This is a genomic window from Corallincola holothuriorum (assembly GCF_003336225.1).
GTDB lineage: Bacteria > Pseudomonadota > Gammaproteobacteria > Enterobacterales > Neiellaceae > Corallincola > Corallincola holothuriorum.
This window is the reverse complement of sequence record NZ_QPID01000005.1, coordinates 34,979-53,344: the sequence shown is the minus strand read 5'-3', so window position 1 is coordinate 53,344 and position 18,366 is coordinate 34,979. Positions and strand designations below refer to the sequence as shown.

Below are 18,366 nucleotides of genomic sequence, written 5' to 3'. Positions count from 1 at the left end.
CCCTCCGTTAACGGACTTTAAAACGCCGTCTGGTTTTTCTCAACAATAGAAATATCCACGGCCAAAGCACCATGCTGCTGAACACCGGATACAAGATCCCAGAGGTCAGAGCCACATCATCAAACAGATACGCCGCCCAGAAACGAAGCAACTGGTGCATTAAGCAGATGACGCCGACCAGCAAAGATTGCTGCCAGATTGAAAAATTTCTAAATCTTTGGAAATTCAAAGCAAAAACATAACAAGCCAAGCTAAAGCTCAGGGCATGCACGCCCAGCGGTGCCCCTAGCAATACATCTTGCAGCAAGCCCAGCACCCAGGCATGGCCAACATTCACGCGATGGGGCAATGCCAAGGTCCAATACAACAACACCAGCAACACCCAGGTAGGGCGCCAAGCAGACACCACACTAGGCAACGGCATAATGGTCAGCACTAACGCTAAAACCAAAGAGAAATAGATTGTTATTCGACCATTGGGCAGTTGTAGGCTCATTCTGCCGCCCCCTTAGTCCAAGGTTGGTCATCAGCATCAGGCCAAAGCAGTAGCAGGTAACGGAGGCGATCTAGCTCAGCAATTGGGCGCGCTGTCACCTGGGCAAATGGAAAGCTTTCATCGCTCTCAACACTGGTCACCTTAGCAACAGGATAGCCCTCAGGAAAACGCCCCCCCAAACCAGATGAGATCAGTAAATCACCTATCCGCACATCTGTGCTATGCGCTACATATTGCAGAGCTAATTTATCGACTTCACCGGTGCCGTTAAGGACGGCGCGGACATCATTGCGGTGAACCCTGACAGGGATCGAATGCAAGCTATCACCAATTAAAATCACGCGACTGGTGGTCGAGCCAACATCTTCTATCTGACCCACAACACCTTCATGATCAAGTACCGGTTGCCCGACATAAACACCATCAAAGCTGCCCTTATCGATCACCACTTGCAGACTGTATCTATCGCTATTGACGGCAAACACCTCTGCAACCATCTTTCTTACGGTTGAGCGCTTGGATGACCCCAACAATGCGCGTAAACGTTCGTTTTCCTGCTTCAACTGGGCAAACTGTTGCAACTGACCACTGTCCAGCAAAGCTTGTTCACGGAGGGCTTGGTTTTCAGCGATTAACTGTCGACGCGACTTTACATGGTCGATCGCCCAGTCCAAGGCACCTTGCGGCGCATTAGCCAGATACTGCAACGGGCTAACCAAGGTACTCAAATAGAACTTGAATTGACCCACCTGCGGCAAAGAACGATCAGCGATCATTAGCGCAAGCGAAAGACAGACAGCAATCACCAAACGCAGTTGCAGTGATGGTCCGCTACCAAAAATCGGTTTCATTAAAGCAGCCAACTCCGAGATGAAGTTGGCTTATCTGATAATGGTTCAAGTGACAGGTGATCACTCATAAGTGAACAGATCACCGCCATGAACATCAATCATCTCTAACGCTTTACCACCGCCACGAGCAACACAGGTCAGCGGATCATCAGCAACAACGACAGGGATCCCTGTCTCTTCCATCAACAGACGGTCGATATCTTTTAACAAAGCGCCACCACCGGTCATCATCATGCCGCGCTCCGAAATATCAGAAGCAAGCTCTGGTGGCGATTGCTCCAAGGCCACCATCACGGCACTGACTATGCCGGTCAATGGCTCTTGCAGTGCTTCAAGGATCTCATTGGAGTTGAGAGTAAAGCTGCGGGGAACCCCTTCAGCCAAGTTACGTCCACGGACTTCAATCTCCCGTAGCTCTTCACCTGGGTAAGCTGAGCCAATCTCATGCTTAATCCGTTCAGCGGTAGCTTCACCAATTAAGCTACCGTAATTTCGACGAACATAGTTGATGATCGCTTCATCAAACTTGTCACCGCCGATACGTACGGAAGAGGAGTAAACCACACCGTTCAAGGAGATGATCGCCACTTCCGTGGTACCACCACCAATATCTACCACCATCGAACCGCGGGCTTCAGACACCTGCATGCCAGCACCAATCGCGGCGGCCATCGGCTCTTCAATCAGGAACACTTCCCGACTACCGGCACCCATGGCTGATTCACGGATCGCACGCTTCTCAACTTGCGTCGCGCCACAAGGGACACACACCAGTACCCGTGGGCTGGGGCGTAGCAAGTTGTTCTGGTGAACTTGCTTGATAAAGTGCTGCAGCATTTTCTCAGTGACATAAAAGTCAGCGATCACACCATCTTTCATCGGCCGGATCGCGCGAATGTTGCCGGGAGTTCTTCCCAGCATCTGCTTAGCTGCATGACCTACAGCAGCGACACTTTTTGGCCCACCAGCACGTTCCTGGCGAATCGCCACGACGGAAGGCTCGTTCAAAACAATACCTTCATCGCGCACATAAATAAGAGTGTTGGCTGTCCCCAAATCAATGGAGAGATCATTTGAAAACAGGCCGCGGAGTTTCTTGAACATAGAGAGCGCCTACTGGGATGCTTAATTTGAGGGTTCCGGTTAACCGCGTAACTTTACCAATGCCCCTTGTTTTCAGCAAGCTGGCGAGTGTGATAGCTTTCAAGTAATGACTGGCTAACACGCGTTTTTGGCTATTTACGAGCAATTTTCACCCAATATATGGGCGCAGAGCGGTTGCAAGTTACGACCACAAGCAGCGCAAGAGGTTTCATTAAGTTGGACAAAAGCCTGAATCAGCAGATCAAACAGCTACTGCAACAACGAAATATTAGCTTTCAACAGTGGCAACACAGTGACGCTGTAGACTGTTATCAAAGTGCCGCATTGCGAGGCACGCCACTGCATCTTGGTGGTAAATCTTTGCTGTTTAAGAGTCGCCGTGGTTTCAGCATGTTTGTCATCTCGGCGGCCTATCGGATCAACTCCAATCGCGTACGCAAGATATTGCAACAACAGAAAGTGCGCTTCGCTAACGAACAAGAGCTAAAAGAGCTCGCAGGGGTCAGTAAGGGCGCACTCCCTCCCTTTGGCGGCCGCTTTATCGATTGCGAACTGTTTATCGACGAAACCATCTATGCCAACCAGGAGATAGTCTTTACCTGCGGCTCACTGACAGAGTCGATCAGCATGCAAGTAAGCGATTACCTAGCGCTGGTTGAAGGAACACGGGTGGACTGCTGCCACCCGCTTTAATCGCCTTCCCCGAAATCTATTTTGGTATTAATTAGCACCGGTCTCGCGCCAATAGATCACCCGTTCATTGCCACGATAGCGGCCAAAGAAGCCCTCAGCTACAGGCGGATTATCAACACCAAGACCATTACAACTGGTCAAGTCATTGGCGCAATCCCATTCAAACTGAAAAAACGGTAACGCATTTAAATTAAAGCGGATTTCAGCGCGTCCGGTGTTACCCTCGCCCGGCGCCGATAGCGTAAATTGCAGCTGACCTTGTCGAATAGGCTCAGCGTAGCCGGCATTGGTAGTGCCAGAGCCGTCCAACAGAGCGATATTGTCCAAGGTTCCCGCCGGTTCACTATTCATCGTGACATACGCCGTGTCTATGATGGTGCAGCTGTCGTCAATTTCTGTAATGAAACTACTGCCATCATAAGTTTCGACGCTGATCGGGATCGGCAAAGCCAACAGCTCAGAGCCATAATTACTTGCGGTCACCAAACGGCCAAAGCGCAGATCTAAGGTGCCACCAATACGGCGACTGCTGCACTCTCCGGACGTTATATCGCTATCATCAGTGCAATCACCGGGGGAGTCGGCATCCTCATCCAAGGTATCGAAATTCACCCCATCCATCTCAGTCGTGACAACTAGGCTCAGTTGTAACAAAGGAAACGGCCCATCAATGGCGCCAGTCAGCGCCTTTTCCAAACTCGCTGTATTACTGGAGAAGGTATACACACCCTCCTTCCAGGAGTCAGCTCGATCCGCCGCGATCACATTGACCAATCTGCCACCGAGATCAACACCATCACTGCTGTCTTCAGCCGCCAGGCCTAATATACCGGTCTCATAACCCAGCGTAGGATAATCATAATTTTTGGTCAGAGTGCCATTGGCACTGACAGCCTCAACCTGATACTCAACCGTGAGCGCTTCATCCCCCATATAACTAAAGCCAGCGACGCACAGCGGATTACTGCTGTTGCCATCGGTCGTTAAATCCGAAGTTAATACAAAATGGTCAGGGTAAAAACGCCCAATTGCCGGCTGTGTCGAGGCCGGTATGGTTAAACTGTTGCCTGTCACCTGCCAATCGCCGCTATCAATTCCTATCTGGATACTGCCCACCTCTGAAAAATAGAGCGAAGAGATAGTCGCAACCCCTTTATCAAAGACAGTTTCGGGCAGCGCTAGCGAAGCCCCCGGGGGCGCCCAAGGCGGTAGTGGTACAATCGGGGCAATCAGGCCTTCACCATCAACATATCGAAGTATGCCGTCTTTAGCGTTCGAATTAGATGGAGTATCACGCAACCGCGTTAACGCCAAACCAACCCGATAAGATGACGTCACCGTCGCGCCATCAACCGCCAGCGCCTGTATCACCATATCAAACGGTGCATCAGCAGCGACAAAGCCATCACTGTCAGTATCGCTAGCTGTTCCGCCGGGATTTAACGCCGTGATATCGCCACTTCTATATATTTTATCGATCCGTAAGCTTTGCGGACTAAACAGTATCTCGCTGCTACCCTGCAGGATCTCATCGCCTGTATCCGCGGGCGGATCCCCCGTGTCATAAAGGTCTTTCGCATGCAGCGAGATCTTCCCGGCGTCCCAATAAGTAACGTTGCTTAGGGTCGCAACACCCAGAGCAAATTCCGCCGCGATAGAGACAGCATTAGCCTCGCCAACGCCCAAGGCCACACCATCAATCTCCGCTAACAAGCCTGCCGCCGGATCAGGGTCAACATAGCCCTGCCACATCTCCAGCGATTTCGCCCCTTCAAAATCAACTAGCGGTTCACAACCGGGCTGACTGGGGTCATCACCGACAGCAGTCAACACCAAGTTAAAAGGTTGCCCGGCCAACTGATTTGGAATAGCAAAGCTAGGGTCATGCCAGGGGGTGATTTCGGCAAAAAAACCTTTGGCGCGAAAGGTGACAGCGGCGCTGTTGCTGGACAGTCCATCACTGACGGTAATAGTCACCGTTTCCGGTACGACATTATCAAGCCCAAGCACAATTTCACCGCCATCACTGGCGTTGAAGCTATAGCGGATGTCACCGTTGCCTAGATCCTGCAGTACGCCATTCGCATCGACCGCGGACCAGATACCGTTGTCGGTATCGGTATTGATTTGAATGTCACCTAAATACCCCCCCACCAACACGCCGTTTTGCTCTACCCGAATGCCTATCTCCTGCACCCGGCAGGTCAATGCGTCCGGCGAAGTGGTAATAATGAAGTCATAGATGGGATCCGTATTTGAGCGATACGTCAGCGCGATATACCCCACATCCTCAGGTAGGTGAGCACGGTCGCGGTCATTCGCCTGATCTTCATCGGTGACAAAACTTGCTGCCTGACGGAAATTCTGACAGCGGCGCAGCCAGCCGCCATCGCTGCCGTCTCGAGAATTTTTATTCGCCACCAGTACCGGCGGATCAATATAGTCATTGATATGGGAGTTTAAGTATTCACACTGCTGATCCAGATCTCGCGTACGGCCATTGTTGCCATGGGTACGTCCACGACCAAACTCATAAAGAATGGTTTCACTGTTGCTTTGAAAACTGCCACTCCCTGTACCCGCTAAGTAAGCGATAGTTTCGGGTGATGTCGGCCGTCCTTGGGCATTGGTACGTCCCGGTACTTCCGACATCTCTATCGCCAATTGCGCCCCGCTGCCAGTGACATTGCGGATCACTGTCGTCTTCCATAAATCAGGATTATTATTGCTCTGGATCTGACCAAGCACAGCCGGCGTTGTCGCAAACACAGCGTCAAAGCTAAGCGCTTCCCAACCGCCTCTTCCTGTACCGCTGTCGGTCGTTTTACCCTGATATTTTTGCGTCTCTATCGTTCCCGCTTCAAACTCACCACCGCCCGGCATCTGTACCCGCCCCGGCAAAGTGACAAAATAATCCACATCAACCATCGGCTTCTGACCCGGCTGACTGGTATAACGATTAGGCGCTTCCAGTTGCACGATATCAAAACCGGTAGAAGTCACATTGCGCACAGCGACAGACGCAGGGCCATCCTGCAAAGCATCGGGGTAAACCATGGTCGGCATCACGAACACCAGCGGAGTAATGCCAAGGTAATCATTGCTAAACGTCACCGAGCCCGACCCGTTGTTCATCTCGGTTCGGCCCCATTCATAGGTCGGCGGCGGACAGCGTTCAAGCACGGCATCAGCCACAATAGAAAAACTGCTGTCACTCGGGGCTTGCCACAGCAAGCGATAGGCATTGCTGCCGGATTCCTCTTCGTGACGATACTCAATCTCATGGTAACCCGCATCGAGACCCACACTCGCTTGATAGGTGGTGCAGTAGTTACAATCGCCATGGGCACCGTACCAGCCGGTTATCACCTCACCGTCGATTAACAGTTCCACCGCATCGTCACCATCCACAGCAAATTTATACTGACCGGTTTCCGGTACGTGGATATAGCCGATAAAACGGCTGAGAAAATAATCATCAGCGCCATGGGGGTTGCCAGAACCATCAATGGTCGCAACTACACTACGCCCTTGCTCGGTGCCCAAACGACCATAGTTATCCACCAGGGTTTGAAACTGCGCAGCATCTAACGGGGCTCCCGGTGGCTTATCAAAGGTATAAAAATCCAGCCCCGCGACGGGCACCGGACATTCTGGGATGATCGGCGGCTTGGTACTAAAACAGGTCGACAGGTTGTCGGTGGGTACAATGGTGAGGCTTGCACCATTAGCGATATCTGATGGCGTCTTCCAATACAGATAAAAGAACTCCTCGACCGCTAACTCCTGATGACGAAATTCGACACGGTGAAAGCCCTGCTCAAGCCCAATTTGCGCAGGGAATTGTGGAAGACCAGCACGAGCATGTTCACCATACCAACCCGTGATCACCTGACCATCGATCAGCACCTCGACGGCGTCATCACCATCAATAGCAAACTCGTAAATGCCATCTTCCGGCGCCTCGATATAGCCTGTAAATGTGCTGATGTAATAATCTTGTTGGCTGCTGTGGGGATTAATATCGGTACCACCACCGTTGATCTCATCAACGATAGAGCTACCAAACAGATAGGTATCATTGGCGTAGGTATTAATCAGCTGCTGGAATTCTGTGGCATCTGCCGCTGGCGTGTGCCCAACCGCTGAGCTGTCGAATGTAGACCAGGTGACTCCCGCGCCAATAGTTTCTGGGGATGGACAGGTTTGCGGAATATCAGGGAGAAGCGGCGGTTCATCGCCACAGATAGGCGAAAAATCGATACCAGTAACATCAACGCCATTAATATCGCCATCATTCATTACCACATTTTTTCCATTGACGGCCCCATTAAGCTCACTACCGTTATTCATCACAAAATCATTGTCAGCAAAAACAGTGGCCCATATTCTTCCATCATTAAACCGTGTGGTTTGGCCCGAATAAAACAACAGTCGTTTGGGATCACCATTGTTGTTGATGCGACCATTACCACTGTTCACTTCAAAGTGGTCTTTCACCATCACTGTTGCTGTACCACTGCCGCTAAGTTCAACCCGTCCATCGTTAAGCGTAAAAATACCGTTGACCCAAAATATCCCCTCGGGGAAAGTCAACCGGGCGCTGCTGTTATTGATTTGGATCGAGCCCACTTTGTATTCACTGTGATTAGCAGAAAACTCAACGCGACCACCATTGATCTGAATAGCGCCAAATTCATTGCCATTAAAGGGAGCTTCCCCTAGGACGATCTGTTCACCGTTATTCGCTTGAATAAATTCGTTACTGCTGGAGACTTGAAAGGTAAAAGTGTCACGACCAACGGCAGAAGTCCCTGTAATCGAACAAACGTCTGGCCCAGGAATGCTTCTACAGGAGTTATTTGGTAAAGGATCCGGCGTGCTGTTTACAAAAGGCAATTGGCCATCGATGCTGTTGTATATGCGGGAGTTGTTATACATGGTCAAACGACCATTAATGTCCCAAGATTGCGCAGGCTTGGTAAACAAGGCATCGCAAGTCACCGCCAACGAAAACGGAGAAACAAGCAGAAAGGTAAACAAAACAACCAAACGCAGCATCGACTTCATAACGATTTTGCCTCAACTTCCACTTGCCGACTCATCACCAGCGCGGTAGAGCCACCACCCACCGTACAGGTCGCAGTGCTCACCAAATAATAATAGGTCACGCCCAAGTGTTTGCGATCGCTGCACTCCACCACCACACTCGCGCAGTTTGCCAGGCCAGTTATGCCTGCCAGATTTAACGCCGTAGTGCCACTGGAGCTAAAACTATCATCAAGCAAAGGGCTGGTAGGAGTGCCGTCACAATGCTGATCAAGACCACCAGCAGGAAACAGCGTGGTTAACACCCGTTCCACGCCCGTTTGTGCCGCCTGCATCGCTCGCACCCCATACACTTCAAAGGTCACGCTCTCTGACGAGGAGCCAAGCAAGCGGATCATCCCCGCCCCCAGCACAAACAACACCACAATAATAAACAGAGCGAGCAGCAAAGCACTGCCGCGCTGACGAGATGCCACGGTTAGGTCGTTGCGCTTTGCAGAGATAGGATCAGGGTACATTCGGCACCTGCACCTCATGGTTATAAGCCAATGTTTCGGCATCATCTACCCGTGTCAGTCGCAGGCGCACAATCACCAACGCATTGCGATTTAGTGTCGCACCAGCAAAACGAAAAACAGGCTCAGCGATCAGGTTATTTGACACTTGTGTTGCCATCAGCAAACCGCCACTGGCAAAGAGCGGCTGGCTCGACTGGTAGCCATAATTCAGGTGCAGATAGACACTGCCATTGCGCACACAATAGCTCAGTGGCTGCGCCGCAAGATAGAAACGTTTACCCGGCGAATCGGCGGCAAACTGGGTCGCTGCTGCAAAGTCGATCTGTTGCAGATCTTCCTCCCCCGACACATCACTTATCGCCGTGACCGTATGGCGTCGCCCACTATTAGCGTATACATGATCCGTTAACAGCGGATACACCAACATCTGATCACCACTGCTAAAACTGTAATTATTAATCTTAATCACCTGCGCCTGAGCAGCCGCTGTTAACACCGGAAGATCAATATAGCTGGCACTGCCCCGCAGTGGCAGCAACTCCAGACACTGTACCTGGGCGCCACTGACAGCACCGGATCTCACACGCACACTGTTGGGCACCGCACTCCGAATATCGCGAGTGATCCGCTCCAAAACAAAACGACTTTCACTAAGTAGCTGTTCACGCGCAGCGACATCCACATAGATCTCACTGCCTATCTCGATAAAGCGGGTGATCCCCGCCGACAAGATCGCCAACAACAGGATAGTGACAATCATCTCTATCAGGGTGAAACCGCGGCGCATGCGCGGAGTTCGTGGCACTATCAACTTAGCTTGAGCAATAGCCATCAGTAGTTCCCCCGATAGCCGCTAAATGCGATCTGCTCACCCGACGGCAGGGTGACCAAAATGGTGACCCGTTTCGCCGCACTGTTATTTGCCAATCCCAAGGCCGCACCGTCGTACGCCACACTGACCTGCAAGCGGTAATTTTGATAGAAGTCAGTCAAGGGCTCACCGAGGGCATTTTCAATCTGATCTCCGCTTTGGTCGAGGCAGTGATAATCATCGACATCGTTATAAGTGGCGCGATCGTTTCCCTCTTCTGTTGCCGCACTCATCCCCGATGCCGGACAGGTGGGGATAGTCGCAATACAAGCAACCAAAACACCTGCGGGCCCAGCTTCGTCACAGCGGTAGCTGCCAGCCGGGTTATTACTGCAATCAGTATCGGAGCGCTCATCGCCAGTGTGACCTGAGCACTCATCAAACTTCTTCGTCAAAATTTCATTCAGCAAGGAGTGACCCAGCTCTGAAGCACGCACCTGATGGAAAGGGTCAACACTGCGGCTGGCCTGCGGAAAAATCATGGTCAACATAGTGACAAGCGCTACCGCCAAAACAATAATGCCGATCACCAGCTCGATGAGACTAAAGCCGTTGTTGCTCGTTAGGGGCGTTCGGCCATCAACAGCCATGGATATAGCCCTCCGACTCAATACAGATGCGCAACGTCACCTCACCATTCACGGTAATTTCACAGCCACCAAAGCAAGCGGCTAAAGGACGGCCACTGCCATCAAAACGGATATCAGCAGGCAGTCCTGATGTGCGATTAAAGCCATAAACGACGCGGCCAGATTCTCCGGCTAAATCAGCGCTGCGATTGGGTTCGAGTGGCGTAGAAAAATAGTCGCCGCTGTAGCCCCGGGACGAGGCACAGGGGTTCAGATTAGGAACGCCAAAACGGGTTGCTTCCAGCAGCAACTGATGGCAGGTTTCAGCTCTATCATTCATGGCATTGAGCTGAATTAGACGCAAACTCGCCAGCAGGCGATCCCGGTAGGTGTATTCTTCAAAGCCGCCGCGGCCAAAAAATTTACCAGCCACCACCACCGCAATGATCCCCACAAGAATAATGGTGGTGACCAATTCAACCAAAGTGAAACCGCGGTGGGCGCGTTGAAAACTCAGCAACAGAAGGCACCTAACAAATTGAGTTACTTAACTAAGTCTTCTTAGCATAGCTGGCCTAGCGAAGGATTGACCACTGCCACAAAGGTGAGAAAAACAAGCTAAACATCGCCATGCTTAATGAACAACTGTCTACAGTTGCATCAATTCAGCGCTCTGTTATCTAGATATGCAACAAATGCCAGATCTAACAGCCATCACTTGCCGTCACAATCACAGGACGGTTGTCGGTATCAATCGCCTCGTTATATTCAACCTGACATTTATCTGCAAGAGTGTCTGTGCCATCGGTACCTGACAAAGTAATCACCGCATCGGCGGTCAAACTGAAATCGATGTCCCACTCTTCACCATTACTGCCATCACCAAAAATAGTCTCTAGCACCACACTTAAGTCTCGCTGCGTAGCTCGGGGGTAACCATAAACCGTATTGACTTCATTATCTCCATTACAGCTGCTTGTTGGTGTGCCAGAGAGCAGCACACAAGCAAAAGGTGCTCGCTGCTTATCCTGAATCGCCGCTTTACTGTAGGTGAGTGTCGAGGCCCCTTCTAGCGCAGCCTTCATCCCCTGTAGGGTTGATTCTCGGGCGTCCCCTTGCAGGTCAATAAACTTAGGCGCCGCGGTCACAGCCAAAATTCCTAGAATAACGATCACCACAACCAGTTCTATCAGAGTAAAGCCTTGCTGCCGCATCATCTAACCACCTCATAAACAAGGTTATTAACACCAGTTTAGTGGCTGAATGTAGCCCTGACACAGTTCTTTCATCGGGAAGTGACCAAGGTCACCGATTGCTAATGGAAGATAAAACCCGCACACAGGGGGGAAGCAGCAACAAAAAAGGCGCCGAAGGCGCCTTTCATGATCTGTGACTAACTGTAAGCTTTAGCAGCCAGCGGTTTCAGTCACAATAACAGGACGACTATTCGCATCGTTCGCTTCGTTATACTCAACTTGGCATTTATCCGCGGGAGTGTTAGTGCCATCGGTACCCGACAGAGTGATCACCGCGTCCGCAGTCAAAGTCAAATCGATGTCCCACTCTTCACCGCCTGAACCGTCACCGAATACTGTTTCCAGTACTTTCTGTAGATCCGCGGTAGCAGCCTTTGGATAGCCATATACAACGTTCACTTCTGTTGCCGTTGCATCTGTACAAGTATCAGGATCGGCCGCTGTACCACTTAACGCCAAGCAAGCCGCAGCTTTCTTTTCGATACCACCAATAGCCGCTTTACTGTAGGTCAGCGTAGACGCCCCTTCCAAAGCCGCTTTCATACCTTGCATGGTTGACTCTCGCGCATCGCCTTGCAGGTCAATAAATTTAGGCGCGGCAGTGACTGCCAAAATCCCCAGAATAATGATCACGACGACCAGCTCAATCAGGGTAAAACCTTGTTGCTTTCTCATACTTAAAACCTCAGGAGTAGTTAACTAAGCTTAGTTATTAATATTAATGGTCACACGCCCTGTGGCCGGTTCGTACTGGAAGTTATTGCCTACCGTCTCATCGGCAGGAGGTACATACTCATTATTTCCATCTTTATTGAGCGTAGTAACTAAATAAAAATTACATAGCGTGTCGTTGCCATCTACATCTGTAACTGCCAAATAACGGAACGCATTCTTTTGATTCACATCATTTAAGTCATCAGGATCGTTAGTTATCGTTGGTGGGTTTTGAAGAATCCCATCCCACACATCAAGGCAAACCACGGCGGACGGCACAGAAACTGAGGTTTTGCTAAGGGGATAGCCAGGTGAAACAGTCTCAAAAACTTCTGATGTAAGATAAAGTTGAGTGCCATCATACCAAATTCGATTAACACCATTTTCATTGGGGCGGCCTTCTGCTTCCCATTGCGCTCTGACTAGCGAAACACCGGTAGCAAAACCACCTGCGATCCCTTCGATATTCGCCGCCTCAGCTTCATCCGTGATATTGAGGAACTTGGGCAAGGCGGTCACTGCCAAAATACCCAGAATGATCACGACGATCACAAGTTCGATCAGTGAGAAGCCGCGTTGCTGTTTCATCATATTTACCTGTTAGTTAACAAAATTAAGGATCACTACAGCCCTAATAGTAAGAGCTAATTCAATTGTTTGCCTAGCGCTTCATTGCCATTTTGTTGGATGGCTCGTAGTTTTTCCGCCCGTTGCGATAGGGTTCCATGACGTAAATCAACATCAAAGTACAGCTCCTCGCTAATCAGGTAGCGGCAATATTCTCCATGCAAACGCCGATCCACCATCGCCACGGCCGAGATCGGCCGCTGATTTATCTCCATTGGCTGTGCCAACATCAGCCGCCATAACTGATGGCAATCATAACTGCCATGGGAGGTACGCAGATCTGGAATACCAAACTTACCCATGGTCATAAGCGTACCCTCTAATTCCAGCTGTGGCGGGCGTCCGTGGATAGTCCACTGGGTTCTTACCATGTTTAACCGCACCAGAAAATTGTTAGTGAGACGGTTAAACGCAGAGTCTTCCACCTCGCGCTTGGCATCATCTTGACTGCTGAGCAACACGGTCGCCAACACCATTATCACCGCCAAAGCCGGTAAAAAATAGAACATGCGGCGTTCGGTATCCAGCTGTCGATTTTCTGGCACCTTAGCCCCCCTTCATGGCACTCATCATGTCCCACATCGGCAGGTAGATACCCAGCGCCAACAACAACACCATGCCTGCGACCACACCGATCAGAATGGGTTCAATGCGCGCAGTCAGTGTTTTCAAATCATAGTCCACTTCGCGCTCATAATACTCGGCGGCATCCAGCAATAGTTCATCTATACGTCCAGTCTCTTCCCCCACCGCAATCATCTGCATCACTAGGGGGGTAAACAGCTCTGAACTGTTGGCGGTGCGCAGCAGGCTTTCACCACGCTCAATCCCCTGCCGCATATCACGGATCTTTTGCCCCATAAATTCATTATCGACCGCATCAGCCACTAAGTTTAATGCATGGGTAAGTGGCACACCCGATTGCAACATCAACGAGAAGCTACGGGCATAACGGGCCAGCGTAGAGCGATTGATAATATCGCCCACAATCGGCATACGCAGCTTAAACCGGTCCCAACGCCAACGCCCTTTGGGCGTATTTATCGCGTAAATCGTACCGCTCACCAATGTCACAGCGCCGAGCAATAACGCCCACCAGTACTCGACAAAGAAGTTACTCATGCCGATCAAAATCCGCGTCGGTAAGGGTAGCTGGGCACCAAACTGTTTGAACATATCAGCGAACGCTGGGATCACCATGATATTCATAATGACCAAAGCGATGACGATGGCGATCACCACAAAACTGGGATAACGCAACGCGGTTTTAATCCGTTTACGGGTTTCTATCTCCAGTTCCAAATAGCCGGAAAGCTGCTTAAACGCATCTTCCAACCGGCCGGTGTTTTCACCCACATGGACGATCGCGACAAACAACTTACTGAAAATTTTGGGATGTTGGCTCATCGCGGTACTGATGGTACGCCCGCCCTCAAGCTCCTGCGCCACATCACTCAATGCCGCTTTCAGTGCTTTTGATGTCGATGACTGCGCCAGCCCATTGATCGCTCGCAGTATCGGTACCCCGGCCTTACTCAGAGAGAACATCTGACGAGTAAACAGCGACAGATCATCCAAGCTGACCTTGCTCGGCAACAGATCGTTGATATCAAAACTACTGCCCTCTGCAGCGCCCGCTTTCGCCTTAACCTGTAGTGGGATCACCTGGCGTTGCGATAACAGATCAGCAGCAGCACCGGCATTCGCAGCATCAATCTGCCCCTTAACTTCGCCACCCCGGCTGTCTCGTCCTCGGTATTCGAAAGTTGGCATAGGCGTCTAGTTAACCTTCCACTGCATCGGCGGTGACCTTCACCGCCTCGGGGATATGTTCAACATGCTCTGCCAGTCTGAGCACCTCATCAACGGTGGTGATACCGGCAAACGCATAATCCAACGCCGCTTCAGCTAACGGCTTAAAGCCCTTGCTGCGCTTCGCCGCCAGTGCAAACTGCTGTGGGTCGCTTTGGCGTAACGCCGCCATCATGGCATCGTCCAGCTCAAGTAGCTCAAACACACCGATCCGACCACGATAACCGGTATAATTACAGGACTGACACCCGACCCCTTTATGGAACACTTTGTCGGTCAGTGAGAAGCCTGACAGCCCTTCCAACCACACTTTTTCACTGTCATTTAAAGCATGAGGCTTGCCGCAATTGTCACAGATCCGCCGCACCAAACGCTGTGCCACCACCGCCCGCAAGGCACTGGCTACTAAGTAACCAGCCGCGCCCATATCGATCAAACGCAGTGCTGAGGTCACCGCATCGTTAGTATGCAGTGTGGTTAACACCAGGTGACCGGTTAAGGCACCCCGTAAACCAATTTCAACGGTTTCATGATCCCGCATCTCCCCCACCATGATGATGTCGGGATCCTGACGTAAGGTGGTTCTCAGGATCTGAGAGAAACTCAAACCGATCTTGCTATTCACCTGTACCTGATTAATCCGTGGCAGACGGTATTCCACCGGATCTTCCACCGTAATGATCTTTTTCCCCGGTTCGTTTAATTCGCTCAGCGCACCGTACAAAGTGGTGGTCTTACCGCTACCCGTCGGCCCGGTCACTAGGATCATGCCGTGAGGGCGTTTCAACTGATGGCGCAGCCGCCGCAATAGGTCATCCGGTAATCCGGTTTGTTCCATACTCAGCAGGCCAGCGGATTGATCCAGCAAACGCATCACCACCGACTCGCCATGCTGCACCGGCATGGTAGAGACACGTACATCGATGGAGTGACCACGCACCTTAATGTTAAAGCGGCCATCCTGGGGCAGGCGCTTTTCCGAAATATCCAGCCCCCCCATCAACTTAAGACGCAGCACCAAGGCCGCAGCAATACGCGACTCTTCGAGAATATTTTCCTGTAACAGGCCATCCACCCGCTGGCGGATCCGCAACGCGTTTTCATCCGGCTCTAAATGCACATCCGATGCACGCACCTGCACCGCATCTTCAAAAATAGACTGTAACAAGCGCGCGACCGTCGAGCTTTCACCCTCTTCATCGCCATCACCACCAAGGCTGAAATCTTCAGTCTGTGAGTACTCTTCGCCCAATTGGTTGGCAAATGAGGCGATCTCTGCCGTCCGCCGATAAAGTTGATCGTAAGCCTCGAGTAACTGCGCTTCCTTGACTACTGCCAGCTCAATTGGCTTGGACAACAACATCGCCAAGGCATCTTGCGCACTAAGATCTGCCGGATCGCTCATTGCCACCAACAGACTCTGCCCTTTATCCTGCACCACTAGCGCACGATGACGCCGAGCGTGTACTTCAGGGAGTAGTTGGGCAATTTTTGGATCCAGACGCAGATCCTGTAGATCGATAAATGGAATATTGAGCTGTTGTGATAAGAACTGCAGCAGCTGCTCTTCCGTCAGGTGTCCCAAATCGATAAGGGTCGCGCCCAGCTTGCGCCCACCGCTGCGCTGCGCCTGTAACGCTTGTGTCAGCTGCTCTTCGGTTATGATGGACTCATGCACCATCAAGTCACCTAACCGCATGCGTAACTTCGCTTGCGCCATTACAGCTCTCCCAATTGTTGAATTCGTTTCTTAGCATAACTGACTGCGGAGGCAGACAAATTGCGGCTTTTTAACGCTTGCTGAAATGCTGCCAGCGCGGTCTGGGTATCATTTAGCCCATCAGCGGCAATCCCCCATCCCAACCACCAGCGCCCTTGCTCTGGCTGGTATTGCGCCAACAAGCGATAGCTGCTCACCGCATCGGCATACTGTTTTAACTGTTGAGCCAAGGCACCGCGCAACGCATGAAAATCAACATCTTCAGCCGCAGGCAGTGGCCCTTGATTGAGGTACGCCAATGCTTGGCGTTCATTTTTTCCTTGCTGAAAAATACGTGCCAGCATCAAGCGAAACTCTACGTTACCAGGCTGTACCTTTAGCCCTTCACTCAATATTTCCGCCGCTTTGCCCGAATTCTTTTGGCCATAATAGAGGCTTGCTAAGCGCGCTCGCGCCTTTGCCTGATCAGGCTTAATCGCCAACACTTGACGCAATAAGTCTTGGGCTCCGCTAATATCTCCCGCCTCAATGCGCGCTTCGGCTTTGCGAAATTTCGCCGCTGCCAATTCACCCTGACTAAGACGCACCTCTTTGATCGCCATCACTTTGGGTGCTTTTGGCGGTTCGGCCACAACTGGCGCGGGTGCAACCACCGCTTTAGTCTCAGTGACAGGCTCAGCTTTAGGTACAACGACAGCAACTGCTTTGTCATCCGGCATTTTTTCGGGTTTTGCTTGTGGCTTTGCTTTCGCTACCGGTAGATCAGCTTGCGGCCGCACGGGATCTTCGGTGGGCTGTTCAACCATAAGAGGCACATTTTGTTGCGCCACCATCGACAGGCGATCCGCTGCATCGACGACGGTCAGAGGCTGTTGCGGTTCAGATTTTCCAGCAAGGTTATCGCCAGCTAACACGGGCTTCCCTTGCATCTTTGTGGACTGGACAACAGCTGTAGGCTCGGCAACCTCAGTTGCCGGGGTGCTCGGTAGTGAGAAATTGCCCGCAAATAACCACCATCCCCCTGCAAGCAAAAGCAGCACAAGCAAGAAAACAGCGGCCAACCAGCGAAAATTGAGGTTTTCTGGTGGTCGTTCAACCCGTCCGCCAGACACCAACGGTGACGTCGCACTGACCGGAGCATGTTGCTCACGCTTTTCCAGATCTTTGAGCATCTGATTGATCACACTCATAACCAATCTCCGCTGCTGACACCCCAAAGCAGAGCCACGACAGAGACCGAAGCCATGCACAGCCAGCGCCACAGTCCACTGCCCGTAGATGCCTCTTCCGTATCTCGAATAGCCGCCTTAACATCCTTTGCCAGCAGGTAGTGGCGCCCCTGACCATAAGCGAGGATCAGCGCTTTATGCGCAAGCACATTGATCAATCGAGGGATCCCTCGGCTGCCACGATGGATCTGTTTAGCGATATTGGTCGTGATCAAATCCGCCGACTTATTCCCCGCCACCCGCAAACGATAAACGATGTATTGGTGCACTTCGCTGGCGTTCAATGGCCGCAGGTTGTAAGAAAAAGTGATACGTTGGCGCAGCTGCCGCAGTTCGTCACCTGCCAAGCGCTGATCAAGTTCAGGCTGGCCAAATAACACCACTTGCAGCAGCTTACGGCGTTCTGTTTCCAAGTTAGTAAACAGGCGTAGCGCCTCCAGACTTTCCTTTGGCAGCGCTTGTGCTTCATCCAAGATCAACACGACGGAATGCCCTTGCTGATGCAACTGCAGAAGTTTGTCTTGAATGCGTTGAGTGAGCTGTTGCTGGTCTGGTTTGCCTGTCGTCCTCACCCCGAGCTCAGTGGCGACCGCCACTCTTAACTCTTCCGGTGACAGATAAGGGTTCGGGATATAGGCGGTAACAAAATGCTCAGGTAGATCGTTAAGCAGTTTACGACAGATCAGCGTCTTACCCGTTCCGACCTCGCCCACCACTTTGATAAAACCTTCACCGGTTTTTAAAGCTGTCAGTAGCGTCGCCAGCGCTTCCTGATGCGCTGGCAGCCCATAAAAAAATTCCGTATTAGGCGTAAGGGTGAACGGCAGCTCACGCAGGCCAAAATGATAAAGGTACAT

At 51.3% G+C, this 18,366-nt stretch carries 17 protein-coding genes; 1 reads left to right on the top strand and 16 read right to left on the bottom strand.

Annotation, left to right across the window (positions count from 1 at the left end):
• Positions 1–7 precede the first annotated feature (7 nt).
• Genes mreD through DU002_RS09375 form a run of 3 tightly spaced genes read right to left on the bottom strand, consistent with a single transcriptional unit; the run spans position 8 to position 2,451 of the window.
• Positions 8–496, bottom strand: coding sequence for a rod shape-determining protein MreD (mreD, locus tag DU002_RS09385; protein WP_114338126.1), 489 nt, complete (start codon positions 494–496; stop codon positions 8–10).
• Positions 493–1,347, bottom strand: coding sequence for a rod shape-determining protein MreC (gene mreC, locus DU002_RS09380; protein ID WP_114338125.1), 855 nt, complete (start codon positions 1,345–1,347; stop codon positions 493–495). The genes mreD and mreC overlap by 4 nt, the downstream gene beginning before the upstream one ends.
• Before the next feature lie 60 nt (positions 1,348–1,407).
• Complete coding sequence (locus DU002_RS09375; RefSeq protein ID WP_114338124.1) at positions 1,408–2,451, bottom strand: rod shape-determining protein; 1,044 nt, start codon at positions 2,449–2,451, stop codon at positions 1,408–1,410.
• A 216-nt stretch (positions 2,452–2,667) separates the two neighbouring features.
• Between DU002_RS09375 and DU002_RS09370 the strand changes: the two genes are divergently transcribed.
• Positions 2,668–3,144, top strand: a complete 477-nt coding sequence (locus DU002_RS09370) for a YbaK/EbsC family protein (protein WP_158538016.1) — start codon at positions 2,668–2,670, stop codon at positions 3,142–3,144.
• Between the two features lie 27 nt (positions 3,145–3,171).
• Here the strand turns inward: DU002_RS09370 and DU002_RS09365 are convergent, their stop codons facing one another.
• The 13 genes from DU002_RS09365 to DU002_RS09305 form a co-directional block, all read right to left on the bottom strand.
• On the bottom strand, positions 3,172–8,214 hold the full coding sequence (locus DU002_RS09365; RefSeq protein WP_114338122.1) for a DUF6701 domain-containing protein: 5,043 nt from the start codon (positions 8,212–8,214) through the stop codon (positions 3,172–3,174).
• Positions 8,211–8,711 carry a hypothetical protein gene (locus tag DU002_RS09360; RefSeq protein WP_114338121.1) on the bottom strand — a complete coding sequence of 167 codons (501 nt, stop codon included), beginning with the start codon at positions 8,709–8,711 and terminating at the stop codon, positions 8,211–8,213. Before DU002_RS09360 ends, DU002_RS09365 begins: the two co-directional genes overlap by 4 nt.
• The gene (locus tag DU002_RS09355; protein ID WP_114338120.1) at positions 8,701–9,543 is read right to left on the bottom strand and encodes a PulJ/GspJ family protein; all 843 of its coding nucleotides are present in this window, start codon (positions 9,541–9,543) and stop codon (positions 8,701–8,703) included. Before DU002_RS09355 ends, DU002_RS09360 begins: the two co-directional genes overlap by 11 nt.
• Entirely contained in the window at positions 9,543–10,172 is a 630-nt protein-coding gene (locus DU002_RS09350; protein WP_114338119.1) for a type IV pilus modification PilV family protein, read from the bottom strand. Before DU002_RS09350 ends, DU002_RS09355 begins: the two co-directional genes overlap by 1 nt.
• On the bottom strand, positions 10,162–10,671 hold the full coding sequence (locus DU002_RS09345; RefSeq protein ID WP_158538015.1) for a pilus assembly FimT family protein: 510 nt from the start codon (positions 10,669–10,671) through the stop codon (positions 10,162–10,164). The genes DU002_RS09350 and DU002_RS09345 overlap by 11 nt, the downstream gene beginning before the upstream one ends.
• Before the next feature lie 184 nt (positions 10,672–10,855).
• Positions 10,856–11,368: a prepilin-type N-terminal cleavage/methylation domain-containing protein gene (locus DU002_RS09340; RefSeq protein WP_114338117.1), complete on the bottom strand. Its 513-nt coding sequence runs from the start codon at positions 11,366–11,368 to the stop codon at positions 10,856–10,858.
• 189 nt (positions 11,369–11,557) lie between these two features.
• Positions 11,558–12,082, bottom strand: coding sequence for a type II secretion system protein (locus DU002_RS09335; RefSeq protein WP_114338116.1), 525 nt, complete (start codon positions 12,080–12,082; stop codon positions 11,558–11,560).
• Positions 12,083–12,112: 30 nt separating this feature from the next.
• Positions 12,113–12,712 (bottom strand): type II secretion system protein, encoded by a 600-nt coding sequence (locus DU002_RS09330; RefSeq protein WP_114338115.1) that lies wholly within the window; start codon positions 12,710–12,712, stop codon positions 12,113–12,115.
• Positions 12,713–12,765: 53 nt separating this feature from the next.
• On the bottom strand, positions 12,766–13,293 hold the full coding sequence (locus DU002_RS09325) for a hypothetical protein (protein WP_114338114.1): 528 nt from the start codon (positions 13,291–13,293) through the stop codon (positions 12,766–12,768).
• A 1-nt stretch (position 13,294) separates the two neighbouring features.
• Positions 13,295–14,521: a type II secretion system F family protein gene (locus tag DU002_RS09320; RefSeq protein ID WP_114338113.1), complete on the bottom strand. Its 1,227-nt coding sequence runs from the start codon at positions 14,519–14,521 to the stop codon at positions 13,295–13,297.
• A 10-nt stretch (positions 14,522–14,531) separates the two neighbouring features.
• Positions 14,532–16,280 carry a GspE/PulE family protein gene (locus tag DU002_RS09315; RefSeq protein WP_114338112.1) on the bottom strand — a complete coding sequence of 583 codons (1,749 nt, stop codon included), beginning with the start codon at positions 16,278–16,280 and terminating at the stop codon, positions 14,532–14,534.
• A complete protein-coding gene (locus DU002_RS09310; RefSeq protein WP_114338111.1) occupies positions 16,280–17,470 on the bottom strand; it encodes a tetratricopeptide repeat protein in 1,191 nt (396 codons plus the stop codon). Before DU002_RS09310 ends, DU002_RS09315 begins: the two co-directional genes overlap by 1 nt.
• Complete coding sequence (locus DU002_RS09305) at positions 17,467–18,366, bottom strand: ExeA family protein (protein ID WP_114338110.1); 900 nt, start codon at positions 18,364–18,366, stop codon at positions 17,467–17,469. Before DU002_RS09305 ends, DU002_RS09310 begins: the two co-directional genes overlap by 4 nt.